Origin of the sequence: Hyphomicrobium sp. DY-1 (genome assembly GCF_047497105.1) — a bacterium.
Taxonomy (GTDB): Bacteria; Pseudomonadota; Alphaproteobacteria; order Rhizobiales; family Hyphomicrobiaceae; genus Hyphomicrobium_B.
Genome location: NZ_CP134870.1, coordinates 2,022,150 through 2,044,923 on the forward strand (window position 1 = coordinate 2,022,150; position 22,774 = coordinate 2,044,923).

A 22,774-nucleotide genomic window follows, 5' to 3' on the forward strand; every position below is an offset into this window, starting at 1 on the left:
TGTGAGCCGGACCCTAGCGGCTTTCGGACCGTTGGCAAGGCTGCGCAGAAGGCTTGAACGCGAGCAGGAGCGAGGGAGGATCAGCCGCTCTTGCCTTCGAAGAATTCTTTCACGCGCGAGAAGAAGCCGGCGCTTTCCGGGCTCGTTTCCTTGTGGCTCGCGCGCTCAAATTCTTCAAGCAGCTCGCGCTGCTTGCGCGTGAGGTTCTTGGGCGTTTCCACATCGACCTCGATGTACATATCGCCCGAGACCTTGGCGCGGAGTACGGGCATGCCCTTGCCGCGCAGACGGAACTGCTTGCGGCTTTCGGTGCCCTCGGGGATTTTCACCCGCGTCGTGGTGCCTTCAAGCGTCGGAACGTCGATCTGGCCGCCGAGCGCCGCCGTCGTCATCGAGATCGGCACCTTGCAGAAAATGTCGGCGCCGTCGCGCTGGAAGAATTCGTGCGGCTTGATCGAGAGGAAGATGTAAAGGTCGCCGGGCGCGCCGCCGCGCAGGCCGGCTTCGCCTTCGCCCGCGAGCCGAATGCGCGTGCCGTCTTCGACACCGGCCGGGATGTTGACCGAGAGCGTGCGTTCCTTCTGGACGCGGCCGGAACCGGCGCAGTCAACGCACGGATCGTCGATCATCTCGCCGCGGCCTTGGCAATGTGGGCAGGTGCGCTCAATCGTGAAGAAGCCCTGGCTGGCGCGGACTTTGCCCATGCCGCCGCAGGTGGTGCAGGTCTTCGCCTTGGTGCCGGGTTTGGCGCCGGTGCCGGAGCACGTTTCGCATTTGACGCTGGCCGGCACCCGAATTTGCGCGGTCTTACCGGTGTAGGCTTCGGACAGCGTGATTTCGAGATTGTAGCGGAGGTCAGCGCCTGCCTCGCGAGCTGTGCGCGAGCGGCCCTGAGTGCCGCGTCGTCCACCCATGAATTCGCCGAACAGATCGTCGAAGATGTCGGACATCGAAGAGGCGAAATCCGGTCCGAAGCCGGGGCCGCCGCGGCCACCCATGCCGCCCTCGAAAGCGGCGTGGCCGAACTGGTCATAAGCGGCGCGCTTCTGCGGGTCTTTCAGAACTTCGTAGGCTTCGTTGACTTCCTTGAAGCGGCGCTCAGCTTCTTTGTCGCCCGCATTGCGATCGGGGTGATATTCCTTGGCGAGAGACCGATATGCGGACTTGATCTCGATTTCGGTAGCGGACCGCTTGACGGTCAGAACTTCGTAATAATCGCGCTTAGCCATGGTGCGCTGTTCTATGACCTATTGATTGGCAAGTTGCTGGTCGATGAAGTCGCAGCAATAACAAGCGGTTATATCAACTTTTCGCCCTCAGGCCGGGCGCGGCGTTCCAAAATCGAGAACGCCGCGACAACCCAAGGGCGAATCTAAGTTCGACTTTTAAGCCGATTTCTTCTTGTCGTCTTTGACTTCTTCAAAATCCGCATCGACGACGTCGTCGCCGCTGGCAGATTTTTCAGCCGACGCTTCGGCGCCGCCTTCCATGCCTTCAGCGCCGCCCTTGGCCGTGTAAACAGCTTCGCCGATCTTCATGGCGACCTGGGTCAACGCGGTTGAAGCCGAGCGGATCGCATCGGCATCTTCGCCGGCGATGGCTTCCTTGGCGGCCGTGATCGCAGCTTCGACTTCGCCCTTGATCGCGGCGACGGCCGGGATCGACTCGTTCTCGGCGAGCGATTTCTCGGTGCCGTGGACGAGGGCTTCGGTCTGGTTGCGAAGCTCGACGACCTCGCGACGCTTCTTGTCTTCGGCCGCGTGGACTTCGGCGTCCTTGACCATCTTGTCGATGTCGGCGTCCGAGAGGCCACCGGAGGCCTGGATGCGGATCGACTGTTCCTTGCCGGTCGCCTTGTCCTTCGCCGAAACGTGGACGATGCCGTTGGCGTCGATATCGAAAGTGACTTCGATCTGCGGGACGCCGCGCGGCGCCGGCGGGATGCCGACGAGGTCGAACTGGCCGAGCATCTTGTTGTCGGCCGCCATTTCACGCTCGCCCTGGAAGACGCGGATGGTGACAGCGTTCTGGCTATCTTCGGCGGTCGAGAAAGTCTGGCTCTTCTTCGTCGGGATCGTCGTGTTGCGGTCGATCAGACGGGTAAAGACGCCACCCAGCGTTTCGATGCCGAGCGACAGCGGCGTGACGTCGAGCAGCAGGACGTCCTTGACCTCGCCCTGCAGAACGCCACCCTGGATCGCGGCGCCGACGGCGACGACTTCATCCGGGTTGACGCCCTTGTGCGGCTCCTTGCCGAAGAGCTGTTTCACGACTTCCTGGACCTTCGGCATACGCGTCATGCCGCCGACGAGAACGACTTCGTCGATCTCGGCAGCCTTGAGGCCAGCATCCTTCAGAGCCTTTTCGCACGGACCCTTGGTCCGGTTGATGAGGCCATCGACGAGGCTTTCGAGCTTGGCGCGCGTCAGCTTCATCGTGAGATGCTTCGGACCGGTCGCGTCGGCCGTGATGAACGGCAGGTTGACTTCCGTCGAAGGTGCGCTCGACAGCTCGATCTTGGCCTTTTCCGCGGCTTCCTTCAGACGCTGAAGGGCGAGCTTATCGGAGCGCAGGTCAATGCCCTGCTCTTTCTTGAACTCGTCGGCGAGATAGGTGACGAGCACCATGTCGAAGTCTTCGCCGCCCAAGTGCGTGTCGCCGTTCGTCGACTTCACTTCAAAGACACCGTCGCCGATTTCGAGAATGGACACGTCGAAGGTGCCGCCGCCGAGGTCGTAGACCGCGATCGTCTTGGCGTCCGTCTTTTTGTCGAGGCCGTAGGCGAGCGCGGCTGCCGTCGGCTCGTTGATGATGCGCAGAACTTCAAGGCCCGCGATCTTGCCGGCGTCTTTCGTTGCCTGGCGCTGGGCGTCGTTGAAGTAAGCGGGAACGGTGATGACCGCCTGCGTGACCTTCTCGCCGAGCTTGGCTTCGGCGGTTTCTTTCATCTTCTGAAGGATGAAAGCCGAGATCTGCTGCGGGGAATACTGCTTGCCGTGGCTTTCGACCCAGGCGTCGCCGTTGGTGCCCTTCACGATTTTGTACGGAACGAGCTTTTGGTCCTTCGTGACCTCGGGATCGTCGTAGCGGCGGCCGATCAGGCGCTTGATCGCGAAAAAGGTGTTGGTGGGGTTCGTGACTGCCTGGCGCTTGGCTGGCAGACCGACGAGACGTTCGTCGTCGGCAGTAAATGCAACAATGGACGGGGTGGTATTGGCGCCTTCGGAGTTCTCAAGGACTTTCGGTTTGCCGCCATCCATGACGGCGACGCACGAGTTGGTCGTGCCGAGGTCAATACCGATTACTTTTGCCATTCGCATCAATCCTTCTCAGTTGCGGCAGACCGGGTGGACCCTCTATTGGCATCCAACGTGCTCCCCAACGAGAGGTCAGAGGCACCGGTCCCCAGGATTTCAATTGTGTGACCGACGGTTAGTGGCATACCGTCCACGATAGTTAATAACTTGTCATCAGAACTTGCACTTGCCCAATAACCGCGTCACTTTGCATCACTGCTGTTGACATTTCATCCACGTCCAAAGCGCGACCACCACCGCTCTTTCGACCACGTTGCGACCACGCCCGGAGCTACCAACATGGCTACTCTTATTTTGACGCTCGCCGCTGCCCGCGACATTAAGCCGGGGCAGACGTTGTGGGACGACGTAGTTAAAGGCCTTCACCTCCGAGGCTTCCCCGGCAGCGCCGGGTGGTATTTCTACTACAGAACCAAGTCAGGGCGCGAGCGGCGCCCCGCTTTGGGAAAGTTCCCCGCATTGACGATCGAGGGCGCCCGCAGAGCTGCCAAGGCGCTAGCCGAAACCGTCGCGCAGGGCGGCGACCCAAAGGCTAAGTGGCGATCGGACCGGGAAGCCCCGTCAGTCGCCGAGCTTGCGGACCTGTATTTAAGTAAGTGGGTCGACGTCCGCAATAAGGCGTCATCACAAAAGCAGTACCGGTGGGTGGTGGAAAATGTCATTAAGCCCGCCTTGGGCAAAAAATCGGTGCTCGACGTGACGCTTGACGACGTCGAGGCTTTGGTCGAACGCGTGTTCCACCGCGACCCCGCATTCCGCAAGGCCGGCCGCAAAGACGCGCGTTCGGGGCAAGCCACGGCGCCCGTTATGGCGATGGTCACGCGGGCTTGCCTCTCGAAAATGTTTACGCTCGCCGCGGAGCGATGGAAGTTCATAGACCCCGCCAACCATCCCGTAAAGGGCGCGAAGCGCTATCGGCGTCGAAAGCGCCGCAGGCTCGCGAGCGCAGCGGAGCTTGGCGATATCGGGCGCCTGCTGCTGCGCTACGGCCTCGACGACAGATACAAGCGGCAGGCGGCGTGCGTGTGGACGCTCTTTTTCTGCGGCGCCCGCGTCAACGAGGTAGCCAACGCGAAAGGCTCCGCGCTCGTCGGCGACAAGCTGGTTCTACAGGAGCATAAGACCGACGAATATCTTGACGACGATAAGGTCGTGTTCCTGCCGGCATGCGCGCTCGATATCCTGCGCGGGCTCCCCCGCGATCCGTCGGGCCGCATCTTCGGCAAGGCGAACGTCGGCGATTTCTGGCGTATGCTGCGCCGGGAAATTGGCGCCGACGACTTACAATTGCGAGACGCGCGCCGCACGTTCGCATCATACGGGCTTTCGAACGGCACGACGCTAGACCAGCTTGGGCAATTGCTCGGCCACACGGACACGAAGACGACGCGCGGCTACGCATGGTTGTTGGAGGACAAAGCAAAATCGGCGGTGAATGCCACCGCCGACGTAATATCTATGCTGATGCTGCCGGCGCCTAACGGAGAACCGCGGCAGCTACCGCAGCGACCGCGGGCGTTATCACTAGCCCGAGTGCGGGGCCGAGCAGCGGGTACACACAAAACGCCGCGAGCGCCACGATAACGATATCGAGCAAGTCGACAGTTTGGAGCCGCGCAGCTATTCGAGCGCGGCACCGATCAATTGCAGAATGTTGTGGCGCTGCATCGGTGTCGCGTGTGTCACTACCGACATGGCTAGCAGCGCGAGGATCGTCAGCATTTTCCTCCATCGGGTTTCGAGCTTCGACATGCGGCGGTGCAGTGTGTCGGCGCCCTTCCGCAAAGCCGCAATGTCTCTCGCCCGAAAGCGGTCGTGGGCTTCCAACGTCGTCAGCCGGTCGCCGACGCCGGGCGAACTCGCGGAGGTGTGCGTCTGCGACATAGCGGGGCGTCCCGTGCGATAGAGTGTCTACCATTGTAACCATCCCGGCAAAGACCAGTCGTCACGCGTTTGAACGGGGGCCTTTTTCGGCGAAGCTCGGGACGACTTCCGGAGTGCTGCGTTTTCCTTTTTGCACTGCTCGTTTTGCGCCTTCGCCTTTATCATCTTCGGGCTCGCTTCCGGCAGGAACACCGCGCCGCCGAACCCGAAAACGAGAAAGAGCAGAAACACCGACGGGTTCGCGAAAGCCACCTTGCATGCTTTACCTAGCGTCTGAAACAACCAGACGATTAGGTTGCTCGCGCCAACGCCAAGGGGCTGCACCATATCGAGCAGCTTGTTGACGATGCTGAGGGCGGGGGCGAGCCCCGCAGCCGCAGCGATACCGAGGATAATAAGAAGCGTGGTGCTCCCGCCAGCAAGCCAGGGCAACCACGACCACGCGGTATAAAGAGCTGTCCAAATCATCCGTGCACCTGTGCTTTGCGGGTTAGTCGGATAAGGCCGAAGATCAGGGCGCCGGTCCCGAGCAGCATAAGCACGAAGACGGGTACCGGAACGCGTAGCAGCGAGCCGACCGTTTCGGCTTGCGACACGGCTTGCTGTGCACTGTTCGTTGCGTCAGGAAGGACGCCGGCTGCGTGGCCGAGCCAACCGAACGCGTAAAGAATTGCGTTCCAGATCGCGTAGAAGATCGCGAGCAGCGACGCGATAACACCGTGCGTCTGCGCGCGTACCTCGGGCGTCGAGGTGAATGTCTGCACGACCGTCTTCTTTTCGCCCTCCGACGCGAGAACGAACGAAGCGTCTAGCTCGCTCACGCGCTTGATGACGACCATAATGCCGGGCTGCGTGTCGACGTGGTCGGCGTCGTAAACATGGTCGGCGACGAACTTGCCAGAAACGTAAGCGTTGGTGCCCGCCCACACATAGGGGCTCGGCAAGCCCTTGTTGCGGTAGCCGGGGCCATTATAGTTTTCGCCTTGCCACGCCATGCGCTCCACAGACCACACAACTACGTTTTGTAGTTTTTTCATTTTCAGCGCGTCGATCGCGCTAGCTTCCCAAGTAAAGCCGCCTTTCGGAACGCGGCCGAGCGGCCGGCCTGCGGGTACATGAAAGGTCTTGCCGGTGAGCGGGTCGCCGTTGTGCAGATGCGTTTTGAAATTGCAGCTACTTTCGCGAGCGTGCAACGCGCCAATAAAAAACCACGGCACGCCGGTAGCTTTCTGGACCGCGAGGTAGCGCGCTTTGTTCGCGACGATCTTGCGCGCAAGCCGATCGGTTTCGTCTTGCAAGCCGGTTACGACCATCGCCGACCACTTATCGGTCAACGACGGGCGAGCACCGGCAAAGGTGGTCGGTAAGCTCATGTGTGGTAGCTCCCTGTGGTGAGGGGGTTGCAGTCTAGCCTAAGATGTAGCTCCTAAATCGCGTTGTTATCGGTATCGGAACGTAGCTGATGACGATTAGGCCGTCGCCGCCTTTGCCCCCCGTGACCGTCGATGACGATGCTGGCCAATAGCACGCGCCACCGCCGCCACCGCCGCCCGCGCCGCCGTCTCCGCCCTTAATAGACGCAGTGTCGACGCCAGTGATGGCTGCACCACCGCCCGCGCCAGACCCTGCCGTGCTGCCGCCAACGGTAGACGTCCACTGCGAGCCCGACGCGCCAGTACCGGCAGGCGTTGTACTGTTGCTTATGCTTGCGCCGCCCGGTACGGTCCCGTCAGATGTGCCGCCGTCTGTCCTAGAGTTGGCGGTCGCCGTGCTCGCTGCTGCCGCGCCCGCCGCGTTAGGTCCACCGGCACCGCCGCCGCCACAAGCCGCAACTCCGCTTGCTGCAGTTGATGAGCCGCCGTCGCCGCCATCTCGGCCGAAGTCACCAATCGAGTTTGCAAACTTCCCGCCTAGGCCCCCCGCCGTCGCCACGTTGCCAAGGCCCCCATCTGCCGAACATGCTGCCGAGGAAAGCGCAGAACCATTAAACCACGTCGCGCCGCCCGGATTGCCGGACAGACCCGTATTCGATGCGCCGGTCAAAACGGGGGACGCACCACCTGTCCCTATTCGAACGGGTAACGTGGCGCCGGGGGTAAGAGCGAGATTGGCCTTTCGGCTGTAGGCGCCCGCGCCCCCACCCGCCGCGTTCACGGCTATAGATGCGTTGCCGTGCCGCGAAACGCCGCTCGCGCCCGCGCCGATGCAGTGCACCGCGTTATCGTTGGGGTTCCAATCGGCAGGGACTTGCCATGTAGTAAGCGCGGTGCTGGTAAGAAGGATGGTCTTGCGCGCAAGCGTTGGCGCGTAAGTAAAGATGCCGCTGCCGATAATAGTCCCACTTGGGATTGTTATTGCCACGTCAACGGGGCCGACGGAACCGGCTGGCGTCTGCGCCCAGATAACGGTGTCGCTTACAAAATTAAATATCACCGCGGCAACGCCGCCAAAAGAAACCGCACTAACGCCTGTAAAGCCAACGCCCGTTAGCTTCACCCAAGTTCCGCCTGCCGTTGTACCTTTTGCCGGGGCGACGGTCGGTGGCGTCCCTATAGCATTGACGTAAGTGAAAGACTTCGACGCGGACCCGGCCGAAGTAACGACTGTGCAGTTGACGACGCCCGCAACGTGCGCAGGCGTCTTGCAAGTAATGGTCGTGGAGCTAACTTTTACGACATTAGTGGCCGCGACGCCGTCAAACTTCACCGACGTCAGAATATTGAAATTTGTACCAGTGATGGTAACCGGCGTGTTCCCCGCGAGGACGCCGTTTGCCGGAGTTATCTTTGTGATAGTGGGCGGCGGAATAGGCGTGTATGTGATGACAATGACGCCACGAGCGCCCGCGCCGCCGACTTGGTTTGTGGCCCCCGCGTATCCGCCCGCGCCGCCGCCACCATATAGCCCGCCCGTACCTGAGAATGCGTGCAAATTGCTTCCCGCGCCGCCGCCGCCAGCGCCGACACCGCCGTTCATTTCAGTGCCGTTATTACCGGGGGCGCCGTTGTTCGGACTTCCGTTTGTGACACCGCCTAAGCCGCCGTGCCCAGCGTCGCCTTGGCCCCCGGAACGAAGGCCCGGCCCCGCGGAGGTTGTTGTGCCTTGCCCCCCGTTTCCATACGGACCCGCCGCGCCACCGCCGCCCGAATTGAAGGCGTTCGGCGATGCGGCCCCACCATTGTATGCGACGCTACCTCCGGAACCACCCGAGCCGCCGGCCCCTCCGGGGGTGCTGTCATTGATATACTTATTGCCGCCAGCGCCGCCTGCTGCGGACACGAGGCCCGCAAATGACGTTGTGCCCCCCGCGTTGCCTACGCCGCCCGCGTTGCTAGCGCCGCCTGCACCAACCGTGTATGAGACGACGCTGCCGGGCGTAAGGTTCGCGTTGACGAGCTTTCGGTACGAGCCGCCGCCCCCGCCGCCATTATATTTCGCAACGCCGTTCGCGCTTGAACCTGCACCGCCGCCCCCGCCGCCTATAAGCTCAATTGTGTTTGCAGACGGGTTGAAGTCGGCGGGGACCGTCCAATTGTGCGTACCGGCAGCGTTTAAAACAACAACTGCCATCAGCTTTTCTTTCGCAATTTAAGAGAGACTATGCACTGCGTGATCGACGTAACGCTATCGACGGACACGGCAAGCATGTCGCCAGCCGTTCCGGACGTTACGGTCCAGTCCGCCGGGTCCGCGGAAGTTGCCTTAATGTCAGACGTGAAGCCAATTCCGGTGGCGGTAATTGTGTCGGCCGGGTCTTTCGGGTGCGTAACGCCGCCGTCAAAGTCAGCGAACGCGCATTTCATGATTTGCATTTGAATTGAGCCGGTCTGCTTACCGATGACCGACCAGCCGAGTATATCGAAATCAAAGCCTAGTGGTTCGGTCCACCGTCCCGCATTATCTGACGGGTCTATGACGAGAACGCCGTCCCCGATATACATAACTAAGTCTACGATAGACGTGGTCGTCTGCGCGCCCTGCGGCTTTTGAATTGCTCCCGATAACTCAGGCTCAACCGCCGCGACTTCCTCGGTCGTTAACTCGCCTTCAACGCGGTTCCAATTCCCCGCGTATGTCGTCGTCGATGGGTCTTCAATCTCGGCGTAAATGCTGTCCCCAACAGAGAAGGATACGCCGTCTACGACACCGTCGACCGTGACTTTAAATTGCCACCCCGGCTTAACGTCCGCCGTGCCGGGGAATGCCCCCGATGACGCGTCCCAACCGCCTTTATATTGCAAGGCTGTGTTTACGATATTGGCGATGCCGTTGAAGACGTCTTTAACCGTGGCGCCCGACAAGCTGCTCGTGTTCGGTATCATGCTGTCGTCATAGTCGCCCGACTGCGCGGTGACGAGGCCGTAGCGTGTGTTAAAAGTTATGACGCCGCCGCCCGCCGCAGCAGCGGCATTCTCCGCGCTTTCCGCCGCGCTCGCGGCACTATCCGCTGCTGCTGTGGCGGATGCCGCCGCAGCATCTAACGAAGCCTCGACCGTGGCTGCGTCTTCGGCGGCCGAGTTTGCAGCGTTGACCGCGGTGGCCGCAGACGCAGCAGCCGCGGCAGCATTCGAAGTTGACACCGACAGCGCGTCGGCAACGTCGTCTCGCAGACCTTCCGTAATGGCCTCGGCTTCGTTCACCCGCTCATCCATCTGCTGCATTTGCATGACGTTGAGGTCGAGTGCACGCTCGACGTTCTTCGCGTCGAGCTTTTGGTTGACGACAAGACTTACCGTTTGCTCCAACGGAACTGTGCGCCGAAGCCTCACCGTTTTTCCTGCGTTGGCTGTTGCCCACGCCGTCTGTGGCGTCACCGTCGCGGAAGAAAAATCTTCGGCGAGCACCGCCGTATAGTCGGCGTTGACGGTGGCCGGTGTGTAAGACCCGTCTTCATTCAGCACTTCAACAAAAAGATGATCGAGGCTGAAAATGCGATACGGAAAAACGAGCGGCGCAGTTGTTCCGCTCAAGACGAATGGGATCGTGTTCTCTGTGGTGGATATCGTCATAATTCGCGCCCTATCATCGTCATTCGCTTAAAGCAACGGCCCTCTTTATGGGCTGGTATGACCGGGCGGCCACCAATAGCGGTTGCCCGAATTTTGAAATTGTTGCGTCTGCCGCCGCTGCCATTTCGAAGCAGCCTTTGGGTCGACGCTACGCTGTATCTGCTCGACAACCATTCTTTCGAATGCGAGCCGCGCGTACCAAAGCGATTTGCCGGGGGCTAGCTCGGCTCCGAGCTTCAAAGCGTCCGCGCCGATGTGCGTTTGCTTGTCGTTGAGCGCGTCTTGCACGTTCCCAATAGTCAGGTTTTTGACGTCGTCCATGATCGTCCACAGCGGCCCCGCAAGCTGCTCGCCGAGGCCGCGGCCAAACGTGTTGACGTTGGAGAATAGAAAATCGCCGTAGACGCCGAGCGCCCCGCCTTTGAGCACTGCTCGTGCCCAAAAGTCCGGCCGCGTCATCGCGATAGGCTCGCGCCCGTTCGCAAGCTCGCCGAGTTGCATTGCAAGCGCGCCGCTCATTGTGAAGCCAATTCCGAGCGCGGCGACAAACGCGGCTCGCCCTTGCCACGTCGCGCGTATCATCGCTTCGCGGGAATACATCCGGCAAACCGTAACGGGGAAATTCTTGAACATCGCACCCGACGCCAAAAGCTCACCGCGCAAGGTGCCGGGAACCGCGCCGCCTTTCAGGGTAGCCGCCGCGCCTACCGTGGCGTCGGGTACGGCAACTTTGCCCTCGTCGACAATCATGCTCATGAACTTGTCGTGGAGCCGCAGTTTTGCTGGCGTTATCTTGCCATCAAGCAAATCTGCGGGCCGGAGCATCGACCACCCGGGCTGCGGTTCCCACGGGGCGAGTTGCGAAAATTCCGTCCAGTCTTGCGCGTCGATACCATACTTTCGGAACGTGCCGAGTATAGGCAAATCATCAAACTTCGTGCCGCGCAGCTCGTGGAGGAAACCCATAAGCTCTAAGCCGTGCGCCCACCGGGCCGCCTGCGTGTGCGGCGTCAGGAGCGAAAGCCTTAGCGTTACGTCGCTCAATCGCTTCGTCCACGCCGGGCCATATGTGTTGATGGCTGAAAATCGCTGCGACGCGTAAGCCATAGTCGTCGCTGCGTCGTCGACCAAACCCGCTTGCCGGGCTAGCCGCTGCGTAGAATGGTCGAGCGGGTTAAGAAGTTTCAAGTATGTGCCGAGCGCGCGGATATATGGCAATCCTTCTGCGTGCCGGGCCAACGCCGAAGTCATCAAATCGCCGGGGATCGCGGCGAGAGAGGCAGAACCGAGCACGTTCGCGGTGATGACGTTTCGCAGCCCCGACATGACGTGCGCAACTTTGTTTTCTGCGCCTACCGTGTTCTTACGCGTGATGATATCGAACATAGCGTCGAAGTGTTTTAGGTCTTCGACAGTCTTGTCGAGCACGCTATTTTTCGCGGGGCCTGTGTGGTTGGCATCGACAACGGCGGCGTAGTTCTTCGCCTGTGCCTTCAACATTTCCGCCATGCGTTCCGGACTACGTCCAAAGGTTTCGAGCAAGGCGAGCTGGTGCGCGCGTTCGTCGAGGTGGCCCGTCATTACCTCAAAAACATTGCCGTCGCCGTACTTCTCATGCATCGCAAGCCACGACGCAGCGTCTTTAAAAACGAGAAAGCGGCTCGCCTCTAACAGATTGCCGGTGGCCGTTGCGCCAACCGTACCCGGCGCTTTCCATTTGCCGTCGGTCTTCAAGGTTTTATAAACGTCACGTAGCACTTTCTCGCGATCGGCTTCCGGCACAAGAGACGCGTCGGACCGGCGCACCTTGCTCCAATCCATCCAAGACATATGATCTTTAACCCACGCGTCCTCGCCGATCTTGGCGAGCTTCACGCGTGACTGCTGCTGCGGCACTCGCCAATCGAGACGGCGCAGAAGCGCGCCGCCGTGATGGTTCCATAGCTCGACGCCGGTATCTGTTGCCTTAGTCCAAGCGGCGGCAATTGCCTTCGCGGACATGTCCTTAGTATCTTCGCCGAACAACTCGCGAATGATATTTTCGAGGCCCTTAACCGGGCGATAGATGCCTGCGATTTTCGGCGAATACTTCTCTATCGCTTCGTCCATAATCGCATGGAACATGCCGCGATACTTATCCCGCCGCGCGACGTAGTTGCCCGTGGAGCCGCGCGCATCTTTCTCGATAAACGACTGCGCTGCGATGCCGAACTTTTGGCCCTTGCCACCGTTGAATGATCTAAGACCATCCTGATAGTTTAACGCCAACTCCATATCTTTCATTTTGCCGCGCGTGCGATACGTGACTTCGGCGTCGGCGATGATTATGGCTTGTCGGCTGGCGCGCACCTCGGCGTCGGGTCCGGACATGCCTCCCTTGGTGTATTCGGCGTACAGATTGTCGAAACGCTCTTTGACTTCCTTCGCCTTCTGGCCCGTAATTTTCTTGGCCTTTAGCGCGCGGTCTATGCAGGCGGTAAAGCTCATAACGAACAACTCCGCATCGCGGCGAGCATGTCGGCATCGTCGCCCATTTCTTCTAGGATTTGCCGAACGGTCATCGTCTTCGTGCCGGTGACTTCGCCGGCCTCGTTGCGTATGACGTCGACGGGTATTTCGTCGTCGAGGCCGTAACGCCTATCGCCGAGATATATTTCGGTTATTGGCTTCGGCGGCTGCTCGCCTTCTTTTGGTGGCGTCTCGGCTTCGCGCACTGCGCGCACGGCGTCAAAGGCGCCTTGCACCTCTTTGTCGTTCGTGGCGTTCTGCCGTGTCAGGTCTTGCAAAAACTCGTCGGCTTGGTCCTTCGCCTCGCCTGCGGTTTCTTTGCCTTTCGGCCCCGATGTTGTGGCCGGCCGCTGCGGTTTTCCTGGCGGCGTATCATCGCCCCCGCCTTCCGCTTTCGTAGCCTTTTCGCTCGGGCGGCGCGTTTGCGAAAGTTCGGGGATTTCTTGTCGCTCCGGCAAGCGCAAATCCGAGCGGAGTAGCTTGACCATCGCGTTGAAATTTTCGCGGGCGGGCCGCTCTGTAAGGTATCTCTCAACGGCGATATCTTCGGCGCGCTTCTGTAGCGGGATAAGGGCTCGGCGGTCGTGCTCCAATTCCAACAGCTTATTAGACGCGCTGCTCGCCCGAGCTTCAACGTCAATGACCGTATCCGCATGCGGCCCGAGCCCCTTGATGATTTCCCGCTGCTGGCGCTCTAAGTCGGCGATGGTCTTCTGCGCGAGCTTACGTGCTTTCGGGTTCGTCATTGTCGCGAGACGCGCCTGTTGGTCCGCGATCTTCACCTCTAAATCATCAGCTTTCGCCAATGCTGCGTCGACGTCCGCGATTGGCAACGCGCTCCGCGCCTTCTGCGTCTCGCCCAGCTTCGCGCGTTCTTCGGCCACCATCGCGTCGAGCTTGTCGATCTGCGCGTAAAGCTCCGGGTCGACCTGCCGGGCGAGCATCGGGATAGCTTCCTCGGCGGGCCGAGCCCAATGCGGCAGAACTATCTCGGAATTTACCGGGTCTTCGAAATGCGCCGCGGTGTTGTTGAGCGTCCACGGCCCATCGTGGTTGAAGTCGTTTAGCTGCCGCTCGATATTATCTAAATCGCTTGCGTGCCGCGCCGTCGCCAAACGAGAACGGCCGAACGGCGCAGCATCCGAAACGATGCCGTTAAGCCGCTGCGCGTCCTCTTTTACGGAGGCGCTTAACTGCGCTTCGAAATCGGCGTAATCTTTAAATAAAGCGCCATTTGTGCCGAGTGCGTCAGCGGTCTGCGCTGCGGCGTCTGGCGTCGGTGCCTCGGGCGTTCCGGGCGCGCTTGGCACATCGTCGGCGGGCGAGCCGAGAAGACGGCGGAAACCTGCGCCCAATGCTTCGGTGGCGCCACGCAACAACGCGCCACCGCCAGCCGCCGACGCGATACGGCCGAGCGAACCCGATAGACCATCCTCAAGACCGAGCAGGCGACGTGTTTCTGCTACGCCTGTCAATTCGTCGACGGCCTGAATGCCGCCTTGCAAACCTGCCTCGGACGCGACCCGGCCGACGATGGTTTTGCCTACGCCGCCGAGCCCTGCCGTGACGGCGTTGACGGGGTTCACTATGGGGTTAAACTGCGCGGCGGCACCGCCAAGAAATCCGCCAACGGCGCCGCCGAAGGAACGCGGTTGCGCGTCTTTTTCTTCTGCGGCCCGCGCTTCATCCCTAATCTGATCCCACATTTCGCGGGAGTTTTTTAGGTTTAAATCCGGGTGCTCTTTGCGCACCTTGTCGATTTCGCCGTCATACTTCGTCAGCGCGTCGGCTTGCTCTTGCGTGCCGCCATCGGAGTAAAATCGCGCGATGTTTGTTCCGCTGTTGCCCGCAAAACTTTCTAGCGGCAACTCCGGCAGATACTTGCCCGTGCGCTCGAAAACGCGGCGCTCTTGGTCGCCAGACACGCGGTCGTATTCTGCGTCTAGGCCGAGCTGCGATGCGGCCTTATATGTCGCGTTATACGCATCGCTAAAGCTTTCAGCGAAGCCCCGGCTTTCCCCGCCCGACAGATCGCCGTCGCCGTTCTGCGGTGTCGCGTCTACAAAACCGCTCATGGCGTCGGGTTCCCCCTCGGCGCGAACCGTTGCGGGGCTCGTGTCAACGCTGCGCCGCGCGAAGCAAGTTCGGCAACGGCCTTCGCGTCGAGCTTGATGCGGTAGCGCAGCGGCAAGCCGTTGCCGTCCACGCGTTCGATGCCGAGGAACTTATTGTCGGAAAGCATCACCTCGTATTGGTTGCCGCCGACATGCACGAATTTTCCCTCGACCGAGATAGCATGTGGGGAAACTTGACGGTCGAAAGCGTCAACGGGTGCGTCGCCCGACACCGACAGCCCGACAAGGTCGGTTTGCGTCAAGCCGTCAATTGCGTCATCCATCTGAGCAGACGTAACGCCTTTCGGCAAAACCGTCGGGGCGTTATTGACCACGCCTAAGCGCCCGCCGAGTGTGGCGTTGACGGCCTCGGCGTATTTCGTATCGTCGCGGGTGCCGTCGCGCGTCGAAAACTTCTGCACGTAATACGCGTCGGCTGCGGCCTTCATTGCTGCGCGGGTTTTCGGGTCGGCGCCGTCGAGAGCGGAGCCCACCGCGTTATCGAATACGCGCTGCGTGCCGCCGCTTTCGTTGCTTCCGAGCCAATCCTTTGCGCCTCTATCCTGCGTAATCCGCCGCTGCCCGCGGATAATGTCCTCGGCAACTTGCGCCTCGGCGCCGCCTTGCGAGAACAGCCCGGCGAGGTGCGCGGAAAGCTCGCTTTGCTCACCAATCTGACGCGCTGCGCCCTCGGTTGCTCGGCCGCCAAACTGCCCAAGCTCTTTGAGCGCAGCAACAGCGTCGTCTACCGAGCCTTCCTCAATGCGCTTTTTGTAGCTCGCCACTTCGTCGTTTGTGAGCGGCTTCGGGTACGGCAGTTTGTAATAGTCTTCGAGCCCGAGGGCTTGCTGCCCGCGCGCTGCGAAGCCCTGCGCGTCATTGAGCGCCGCAGGCTGCAACGCGCCATTGTTCGCAGCGTATGTCATCGGGTCGCCGTGCTCTTTCGCGAGCCCCGCCATTTCGTCAGACACGGTATGGAGCGCCTTTACGCGCTCGCGGGCGAGCTGATCGACGCCATTGTTGAAGCTGCCGGTTATGTCGTAATAAACGTCGGACACGGTTTTTGGCGAGCCGTCTTTGTTGAAGAAAACGGACTTATTGGACGCCAGCGCTTGCGGCGTGACCACGTCCGCGGCGGCTGCGTTCGGCTGCTGCTGAAAGGCTCGAATGAAACCGATAGCGCCGCCCGAGCCGAGAAAGTGCGCCATGTAAAGCTCGGCGTCGTTAGGCTCGCGGCCAAGCGCTGCGGTCAAAGACTTTTTGTTCGCCATCGTGAAATCGGCGAACACGAGCGCTGCAACTTTCGGGTCGGAGCGCATGGCGAGCAGCGCTTGGCGGTTCTGTCCTGCTATGTCGATGCCGTACTTTTTCGCCGTGCCCGCTAGCGTATCCAACCACGTTTGCTCGGTGAATTGGTACGGTCCGCGTGCCGTCGACGTCGGGTTGGCGAAATCGAAATTCAAGCCGCCAGTCTTCGCGGGCTTTCCGTCGGCGCCGTTCCGGTCGATGCGTTCCGATGCCTGCCCCGCCTTGAAACCGCGCTTCAAAAGCGTATTCATGACTTCGGGGCTTAGGCGCGTCCACCCGCCGAATTGATCCGTGGAGTTAAACGACCCCGGAACCGCTTTGCGGAAATCGACGTGCAGATGGTCGTCATACTCTGCGAAGCCGGTAAAGCCCGCCTGCACGAGCGCGTCAGCGAGACGGCCTTTGTCCTCGGGCTTCATATTCGAAACGTCGATATCGAGCGCATCGCCGGCCGCCGACTTGGCCGCGAGCTTCGCACCGAATATCTCGCCTGCCACCGCAGCCGCGTCGCGCACGGCCGGGCGCGTGTCGGGCAGCTCGGGCGTAAACTCAGGCTTACCTCGGCGCAGCTTCGCGATTTCGCCGCCGCTCTCACGTATCATCGTGCGCGCAGCATAGTCGGGCGAGATAGCGCCGCCCGTCGCCTGCGTCACGAGGTTGACGGATTGGTTCAACTCCGCGGGCAGACCGGGATAATTCGGCGAACCGCTACGGCCGGGCAAACCGGCCTCTTGCGCAAGCGCGTCATCCACGGCGCCTTTCGGCAGAGCACGCGCTGTCGTAAGCGCCTTCTGCCTAGCGCGGAGCGAGCGCCATTCGTTTTGAATAGTCGGGTTTGCAGCCCCTTCTACCACCTTGTCGGCGTTCGATAGCTCTGCGGGGTCGATACGGTCGCCCGCTTCCAAGCGCGATTTTAAGCTGTCTACCGTCGATCGTGCGGCGGCGTTGGCCTGCTCACCTATCGCGCTTTTCGTGGTGCGCGCTCGGCTCATAAGCGTGTCGAGGTCTTTAGGGTCTATGCGAGATTTGAACTTATCGCCGGCCATTTCGGTTAGTACGCCGTCGACGTCCGCCGCCGTCTTTGAAGCGCGGATACGCCCCTCAAAATAATCATTGGTCGTCTTCTGCACGAACTCGCGCTTGAATTCGTCGCGAATGTCGGACGGCAACCCCGGCGCAGACCCGACGGGCGCCAGCTTGTCGATAAGCGACACCCCGTTCTGCACGGCGCTTTCGTATGTCTTCGGATCGAGCGCAACGGTGTTCTGCAACGTGTCAAGCGTCTGCTGCGCATCGGTGCGAACTTTCTTCGCCCGCGACGATGCTTCGAACCCGGCCGCTTGATCGAAGAATTGCGTTTTCAATGCAGCGATTTTGCCCCGCGCAGCTTCACGGACAGCGGGGTCTGCATCGGCGAAAATCTTGTCGGCGGTGTCGTCGAAACGCCGGCTTACCGTGCTCGTAAATCCATCCGCGCCCGGTGCGGCCTTTGTCTGCGCATCGAAATAATCTAGCGTCGCGGCTTGGTGCAGCTTCGCTAGTCGCAGGTCGGTGTCTACGCCGTTAGCCCGCGCCGCTTGGTCGGCGGCGAGCGAGGCTGCTTTTTGCACGCTTCCGCCGAGCCCTTGCAAAGCGCCACCGATCTGCGCTCCGAAATCGTCAGCATTTGCGCGGGCGTTATTATACCCCGGCAGATTTGACTGCGCAGACTGACTAACCGAATAGTCCCTGATCTTCGGCATTTATAGCCCCGATAAACGAAGACGAGTTGTTGCGGCAGACGTGACGCCACCTATCGCAGCCGACGCTGCGCCGATATACCCGGCGCTTGTCGCGGCGCTCGCCGACATGCGGGATAAGTTCGCGCTGTCATTGAAGCCGACGGCCTGCTGCTCGTAGTCGATCGCGCGCAGGTTGCCCTTGTACTGCGTGAGGTGCAGATCGTAATTCGCCGAGAGCGATTGTTCTTCGAACACGTCAAGCGCGGTGCCGGAGAAATCAAGGCCGTTAGCGCCGTAAGTCGCGCGCACAAGACCGAGCTGCTTACGCTGCTCACGAGCCTGTGTGACCACGTCGGAATTGGTCTGATCGCGGACCGCGCTTGCGTTCCTGCGTGCAATTTCGGCGTTCTGGTCGGCGACCGCTGCGTTGTAATTGTCAGCCTTCGCCTGCGCCTGCCCCTGCTGAATAGCGCCGACAGCTTGCACGGCGCCGCCGAGCAGCGCGCCGCCGACAGCAAGCACCGTCAGGGTTACGGGGTCGAAGGCCACCCCCTGCAAAAACGACGGTATGCGCAGCCCTGTGTTTGCGTCGATCATGGCGCCACCATCGCGAATAGTGCGTGGTCCTGCCCCGGCGTGTAGGCTTTCATGCACTCGGCCTCTTTTTCAAAGCCGAGCATTTCGAGCCATCTGTACCCTGCGGCGAAGCCCTTGCACGTCGTCGCCTCGACGCGCTCGCCCGAGGGCACCCGCGCCAGGACGTTGCGCGTAGCGCGCGTTATCGCCGTCATGTGCCTGCCGGAGTGCTTCGACATGGCGAACCAAGCGGTGCGCCGGCCGGGCCAATTGTCCGCGAGGCCGCCAATAGCGATTATTCGGCCGTCGTCATGAAAGAGCGAAAACGAGTATGCATTTTCGAGCGACAAGATGTGGTACTCGGGCACATCAAACAGGCCCGGTATCAGCGGCTCGAAATTCTCTAAATGCGCGCGGGTAAAAGGGAGTATGCGCATATCTATCTATCCTGCGTTACGAGCTGCGGCATGATCGCGACCACGTTGAACGGGAGCCCGATACTTCCGGGCTGACGAAAGAAAAAAGTACCGTCGCTGTCGTAGCCGAGAGGCCATTCGAAGGGGCCGTAGTCGCCTGTGAACGGTGGCACGCGCTCGTCGGTTACGTCGTCTGGCGATGCAAAGACAAAATCCACCCATTCCATGCCGCCATCTATGTTCGGGTTCGCGCGTCCGTACTGGCCGCCGCCCGTTTCCCAAAGCCGCACAGTGACGTTGTTCGCGCGCTTCGTTTTTCCCTGCGCTGTTCCGTCGGCGGCGCCGGAGTTAGGTCGGACAGTTTCGATTAGCGCGTCATACATCAGACCAAAAACGATGCGCTTGGCGGGAAACTGAATAGAGAATGAGCCGTTTTCTATGGTCACGGGAGCGACAGGCGATCCGTCCGCGAGAACGCCGACTTGCTGCCCTTCAAGGTGCCACGCGCCCGACACCGTATCGACGGGCGCCCCCTCGTATGCTTGCCCGCAATCAAAATAAAAGGCGTCGTCTTCGAATGTGTCGCCAAAATCGTAGAAGGGCTGCAACACTTCGTAATATCGGCGCGTTTCGCCGTTTATCGTGCGCTTGACTATGAACCAAGTAGCGTCCGTAACGCCGTCTATCGACGGCAAAACTGCCACGTCCTCGACGACCACGCTGTCGCCGCCGAGCCCGTGCCGGTGCCAGCCTAAAACGCCTTCCTCGCGATTATATGTGAACCCCGCGTAGGTTCCGTCTTCTTTCTGGCACCACAAAATACTGTGGGGCTCACTAGCGAACGCTAGCCGCATGAGCGGGGACGTGCCGATATGCGACGAGTAGAGCGACATGGACGGCGCTTTGTACCCGTCGACGTCGGCGCTATACGCAAGTTCGCGTACCGCTCGGCCGCCGCGCTGCACGTAAAGCACTTGCTCGTCGATGCTCACCGCCTCGACGTCTTGCGAGCCCCGCGCGGACGTCGGCCGAGCTTCCACATTGGTCGCGCTCATAGGGCTGTTTTGATCCGCCGCGCGCAGGGTCCAGTTGCCGTTGAGTGTTCCGACCAACAGCCCGCGATCATCGGAAGTTATCCATCGAATAGCCCCCACCTTTCGGGCGGTAAGAACGGCAACGATGCTGTTGTCCGGATTGACCACGCCGTCGGGATCGCTCGGCGACAGCTCCAAGAATGCGGGCGAGTATCCGCCGACTTTAGTTCCGACAAGCGTATCGGGCGCCCCGAACGACCCGCCCATCCACAGCCGGTCGCCGAAGAAATGCCCGCACGTCGGGTAGCCCGTCGTGTCGGACCAAAGACCGAGGCGCCACTCCGTACTGCCTTGCTTATTGTAAAGCGGGTCGCTCTGCGCTTGGCACTTTATGACCGTGGAAGATGTGCGCTCGACGATGCGATACCACCGCCACGGCCCGTCAACGCCTTTGAAGCGGAGCACGCGGCCGACGTCCGTAGACAAGAAACCTTGATCGCGGTTTATGCCGACAGTGCTAGATGCAGTAAACGTGACGCTCGGGGCGTTGCCGACTTTTTCAGCCATAGCGATACGCGCGAGGCGCACGCCGTTTGTGCCGGCGAGGGCGACCATTTCGACGTTGATACGGTATTTTATGTATGCGGTGTCGTTGTCGATTTGGAAAAACTGCGACCGCCCGCCATCGTAGAGGATATAATCCGCTTGCCGATCGAGGACGACCCACGCGGACCCGTCCCACCCTTCGAACGTCCACGTCAGCGGGGCATAATCCTTATACCCGATAGTCGATGACGGTTGCGCTTTGGCAAGATAGAGCGTGTACCCCGTGATTATTTTAGCCGTCGGGAATTGGTACGCCACCCACCCCGTTTGCGCGGTGCCGTTGTCCCAAAATGTCGATGCGTCGATGCCAAAAGCGTACTCGTCTAGGTTGGTTCCATCGTCGCCCGATGACGTCACGTTGCCCGCTGAAACTGTGTCGGGTATCGCGTCGCCCGTTGCGCTCGGTGTTAGGCGCGTGCCCGTGTTGTTCGGGGACATATACGGCCCGTCGCGAAGCTCCAACGCAGCCGACCGCCAGTCGAGCGCGCCATACCGGGCTAGCGCCCGCATAGACACGGAACCCTGGAAAGTAAAAAGCACGTCGGCGCTCTGCACCGTGCGCAAGGTCTGCAAGGCCACGTCGCTGTATGGCGCGTCGATCTCGTAAACACGCGCGACCCTTTCGTTGCCGGTGAGCGTGGGGGCGCCCGTTACTCCGGCTATCGCTTCAAGCGTCAGGTTATCTCCTGCAATGCCCGTGACTTTGGCGAAGGCGCCATTTAACGCGGACGTCGCAGCGAAGCCCGAGCAGAACACATAGTCGCCAACGGATGCGCCGTGCCCCGGCGCCGTAACAACTGCGGCGCCCGAAAATGAAACGGCTGTGACAGCGACCGACGCGCGCAGAACGGCGCCCGTCTCGTCGAGAACGCGCATTTTTCCGTCGGAAAATCCGAGCATGAACGCGTCGTCGACGCTATTTTCAAACGGTATAAGCCGGGATTTCTTCGTATGGTCACGAACAGGCGCAATATATTTGGTGCCTGAGCGCCGCATAATCGGACCCTGCGCGATCGGAGCGCAGTTGAACGCGGATCGAACGGACGCGCCGTAATGGTCATTATCGACCCGGCCCGCCATAAGCTGCGACCACTCACCGGCCGAAAAGACGCTTTGGATGGGGGAAACTTTCGCCACGGCTAGCCCCCGAGCTGTTCGGCCCACGAACCCGCGGGCACTTCGTCGGAACCGGCTTCAAAGGCGTTGGCCTTTCGAGCCTCGGCGATGGCGTCTTTATACATCTGTCCGACGTCAGCTTTTTTCGTGTTGGACTGTGTCACAGCTTCGACCATCTTTAGGGCGATGGCGGCGGCTAGCACGGGCACGAAAAGCGCGTCGAAATTCGCGATTGGAACGTCGCTGCTTATGCACTGGACCGTAAGCAGCGCGGCGTCTTCGTCGGTATAGATATGGTTGCCTTCTATCGTCCAATCCCGGCCTTTGGGCAGTATCGTGCGCTCGACGGCGGGCGGTATCGCGTACCGGCACGCGCGGGGCTCGGTGCCGCTCCAAGTCGGGTCTTGCGATAGCTGCCGCCAGCCCTTTGCGAACACCCACCGGTGCTTTCGTAGCTCGGCTTTCAGCGTCGCGTTATAAACAAGCGCGAGCTGCCGCTGTAGAGGCGTGCTCGGCGCAGCGAGAGACGAAACAAAAGAGCCCCCGAGCATCAACATAGCCATGTTGCAAATGCTTTCTCGGGTTTCTGTCGATGCCATTTCGGGGGCTCCGCTTCTCGCTTCGGGCTGCTCGTCGCTCGCCGGCTACTTAGTCGGTCGTGTAGACGATATATCCGTCGAGTGTTGCGCCGTCGGGGATCGTGCCGCCCGCGACAGACGCAAACACCGTCACGCCCTGCTGCGACGTCACCGTGCGGATTTTGTCCTTCGATGACAGATCGGAGCCGGGGGCGGCAGTGCCCGCGCTCGAAACGTCGATATCGTCGTCAAGCTCGGCCGGGGCTTCGGCGTTCACGCTGTTGTCGATTTTCGTATAGGCACGAAGACCGATATCGAGCGTTCGCGCGGAACCGAACGCAGACCACGCAACCTTGCTCAACGCCGTGACGATGTTAACGCGCCCGCGGGGCAAGTCGACCAGATCGACGGTCGACGTAGCGTCGCCCGCGCCGGCCTGCACGAAGTTGAAACGAGCAATGCGGAGCTTCCCGCCTTCATCGCCCGCGGGGTTCATGACTTTCGGAGACGCAGCGGCGTTCGCCTTTTGCGTCGAAAGCTGGTTTGTAACAGCCATGTTAGAAAATCCTTGTTGAGTTTCGTCGAAA

Annotated in this window: 16 protein-coding genes; 1 reads left to right on the forward strand and 15 read right to left on the reverse strand. The window is 60.7% G+C overall.

The window, feature by feature from the left end; genetic code table 11:
• Window positions 1-80: 80 nt before the first annotated feature.
• Together dnaJ and dnaK are read right to left on the reverse strand one after the other, a co-directional pair.
• Window positions 81-1,229: a molecular chaperone DnaJ gene (gene dnaJ / locus RLW41_RS09620; RefSeq protein WP_414464346.1), complete on the reverse strand. Its 1,149-nt coding sequence runs from the start codon at window positions 1,227-1,229 to the stop codon at window positions 81-83.
• A 156-nt stretch (window positions 1,230-1,385) separates the two neighbouring features.
• A complete protein-coding gene (gene dnaK, locus RLW41_RS09625; RefSeq protein WP_414464347.1) occupies window positions 1,386-3,314 on the reverse strand; it encodes a molecular chaperone DnaK in 1,929 nt (642 codons plus the stop codon).
• A 282-nt stretch (window positions 3,315-3,596) separates the two neighbouring features.
• Between dnaK and RLW41_RS09630 the strand changes: the two genes are divergently transcribed.
• On the forward strand, window positions 3,597-4,901 hold the full coding sequence (locus RLW41_RS09630; protein WP_414464348.1) for a tyrosine-type recombinase/integrase: 1,305 nt from the start codon (window positions 3,597-3,599) through the stop codon (window positions 4,899-4,901).
• Window positions 4,902-4,937: 36 nt separating this feature from the next.
• On the opposite strand, the gene RLW41_RS09635 is transcribed toward RLW41_RS09630, so the two are convergent.
• Genes RLW41_RS09635 through RLW41_RS09695 form a run of 13 tightly spaced genes read right to left on the reverse strand, consistent with a single transcriptional unit; the run spans window position 4,938 to window position 22,743 of the window.
• The gene (locus RLW41_RS09635) at window positions 4,938-5,201 is read right to left on the reverse strand and encodes a hypothetical protein (protein ID WP_414464349.1); all 264 of its coding nucleotides are present in this window, start codon (window positions 5,199-5,201) and stop codon (window positions 4,938-4,940) included.
• Window positions 5,202-5,228: 27 nt separating this feature from the next.
• Window positions 5,229-5,669: a hypothetical protein gene (locus tag RLW41_RS09640; RefSeq protein WP_414464350.1), complete on the reverse strand. Its 441-nt coding sequence runs from the start codon at window positions 5,667-5,669 to the stop codon at window positions 5,229-5,231.
• Window positions 5,666-6,574 carry a hypothetical protein gene (locus RLW41_RS09645; protein ID WP_414464351.1) on the reverse strand — a complete coding sequence of 303 codons (909 nt, stop codon included), beginning with the start codon at window positions 6,572-6,574 and terminating at the stop codon, window positions 5,666-5,668. Before RLW41_RS09645 ends, RLW41_RS09640 begins: the two co-directional genes overlap by 4 nt.
• A gap of 34 nt (window positions 6,575-6,608) precedes the next feature.
• A complete protein-coding gene (locus RLW41_RS09650; protein WP_414464352.1) occupies window positions 6,609-8,771 on the reverse strand; it encodes an IPT/TIG domain-containing protein in 2,163 nt (720 codons plus the stop codon).
• Window positions 8,771-10,210, reverse strand: a complete 1,440-nt coding sequence (locus tag RLW41_RS09655) for a hypothetical protein (RefSeq protein ID WP_414464353.1) — start codon at window positions 10,208-10,210, stop codon at window positions 8,771-8,773. Before RLW41_RS09655 ends, RLW41_RS09650 begins: the two co-directional genes overlap by 1 nt.
• Window positions 10,211-10,255: 45 nt before the next feature.
• On the reverse strand, window positions 10,256-12,697 hold the full coding sequence (locus RLW41_RS09660) for a hypothetical protein (protein ID WP_414464354.1): 2,442 nt from the start codon (window positions 12,695-12,697) through the stop codon (window positions 10,256-10,258).
• On the reverse strand, window positions 12,694-14,793 hold the full coding sequence (locus RLW41_RS09665) for a hypothetical protein (RefSeq protein ID WP_414464355.1): 2,100 nt from the start codon (window positions 14,791-14,793) through the stop codon (window positions 12,694-12,696). Before RLW41_RS09665 ends, RLW41_RS09660 begins: the two co-directional genes overlap by 4 nt.
• The gene (locus RLW41_RS09670; RefSeq protein WP_414464356.1) at window positions 14,790-17,882 is read right to left on the reverse strand and encodes a hypothetical protein; all 3,093 of its coding nucleotides are present in this window, start codon (window positions 17,880-17,882) and stop codon (window positions 14,790-14,792) included. The genes RLW41_RS09665 and RLW41_RS09670 overlap by 4 nt, the downstream gene beginning before the upstream one ends.
• Complete coding sequence (locus RLW41_RS09675) at window positions 17,883-18,458, reverse strand: hypothetical protein (protein WP_414464357.1); 576 nt, start codon at window positions 18,456-18,458, stop codon at window positions 17,883-17,885.
• The gene (locus RLW41_RS09680) at window positions 18,455-18,874 is read right to left on the reverse strand and encodes a hypothetical protein (RefSeq protein WP_414464358.1); all 420 of its coding nucleotides are present in this window, start codon (window positions 18,872-18,874) and stop codon (window positions 18,455-18,457) included. The genes RLW41_RS09675 and RLW41_RS09680 overlap by 4 nt, the downstream gene beginning before the upstream one ends.
• A 2-nt stretch (window positions 18,875-18,876) precedes the next feature.
• Complete coding sequence (locus tag RLW41_RS09685) at window positions 18,877-21,630, reverse strand: hypothetical protein (protein WP_414464359.1); 2,754 nt, start codon at window positions 21,628-21,630, stop codon at window positions 18,877-18,879.
• A gap of 2 nt (window positions 21,631-21,632) precedes the next feature.
• Window positions 21,633-22,208: a hypothetical protein gene (locus RLW41_RS09690; protein ID WP_414464360.1), complete on the reverse strand. Its 576-nt coding sequence runs from the start codon at window positions 22,206-22,208 to the stop codon at window positions 21,633-21,635.
• 49 nt (window positions 22,209-22,257) lie between these two features.
• On the reverse strand, window positions 22,258-22,743 hold the full coding sequence (locus RLW41_RS09695; RefSeq protein ID WP_414464361.1) for a hypothetical protein: 486 nt from the start codon (window positions 22,741-22,743) through the stop codon (window positions 22,258-22,260).
• Window positions 22,744-22,774: the final 31 nt, after the last annotated feature.

Coding starts and splice junctions, on each gene's coding strand:
- dnaJ (WP_414464346.1), bottom strand. CDS start 1,229: ATGGCTAAGCGCGATTATTACGAAGTTCTGACCGTCAAGCGGTCCGCT.
- dnaK (WP_414464347.1), bottom strand. CDS start 3,314: ATGGCAAAAGTAATCGGTATTGACCTCGGCACGACCAACTCGTGCGTC.
- RLW41_RS09630 (WP_414464348.1), top strand. CDS start 3,597: ATGGCTACTCTTATTTTGACGCTCGCCGCTGCCCGCGACATTAAGCCG.
- RLW41_RS09635 (WP_414464349.1), bottom strand. CDS start 5,201: ATGTCGCAGACGCACACCTCCGCGAGTTCGCCCGGCGTCGGCGACCGG.
- RLW41_RS09640 (WP_414464350.1), bottom strand. CDS start 5,669: ATGATTTGGACAGCTCTTTATACCGCGTGGTCGTGGTTGCCCTGGCTT.
- RLW41_RS09645 (WP_414464351.1), bottom strand. CDS start 6,574: ATGAGCTTACCGACCACCTTTGCCGGTGCTCGCCCGTCGTTGACCGAT.
- RLW41_RS09650 (WP_414464352.1), bottom strand. CDS start 8,771: ATGGCAGTTGTTGTTTTAAACGCTGCCGGTACGCACAATTGGACGGTC.
- RLW41_RS09655 (WP_414464353.1), bottom strand. CDS start 10,210: ATGACGATATCCACCACAGAGAACACGATCCCATTCGTCTTGAGCGGA.
- RLW41_RS09660 (WP_414464354.1), bottom strand. CDS start 12,697: ATGAGCTTTACCGCCTGCATAGACCGCGCGCTAAAGGCCAAGAAAATT.
- RLW41_RS09665 (WP_414464355.1), bottom strand. CDS start 14,793: ATGAGCGGTTTTGTAGACGCGACACCGCAGAACGGCGACGGCGATCTG.
- RLW41_RS09670 (WP_414464356.1), bottom strand. CDS start 17,882: ATGCCGAAGATCAGGGACTATTCGGTTAGTCAGTCTGCGCAGTCAAAT.
- RLW41_RS09675 (WP_414464357.1), bottom strand. CDS start 18,458: ATGATCGACGCAAACACAGGGCTGCGCATACCGTCGTTTTTGCAGGGG.
- RLW41_RS09680 (WP_414464358.1), bottom strand. CDS start 18,874: ATGCGCATACTCCCTTTTACCCGCGCGCATTTAGAGAATTTCGAGCCG.
- RLW41_RS09690 (WP_414464360.1), bottom strand. CDS start 22,208: ATGGCATCGACAGAAACCCGAGAAAGCATTTGCAACATGGCTATGTTG.
- RLW41_RS09695 (WP_414464361.1), bottom strand. CDS start 22,743: ATGGCTGTTACAAACCAGCTTTCGACGCAAAAGGCGAACGCCGCTGCG.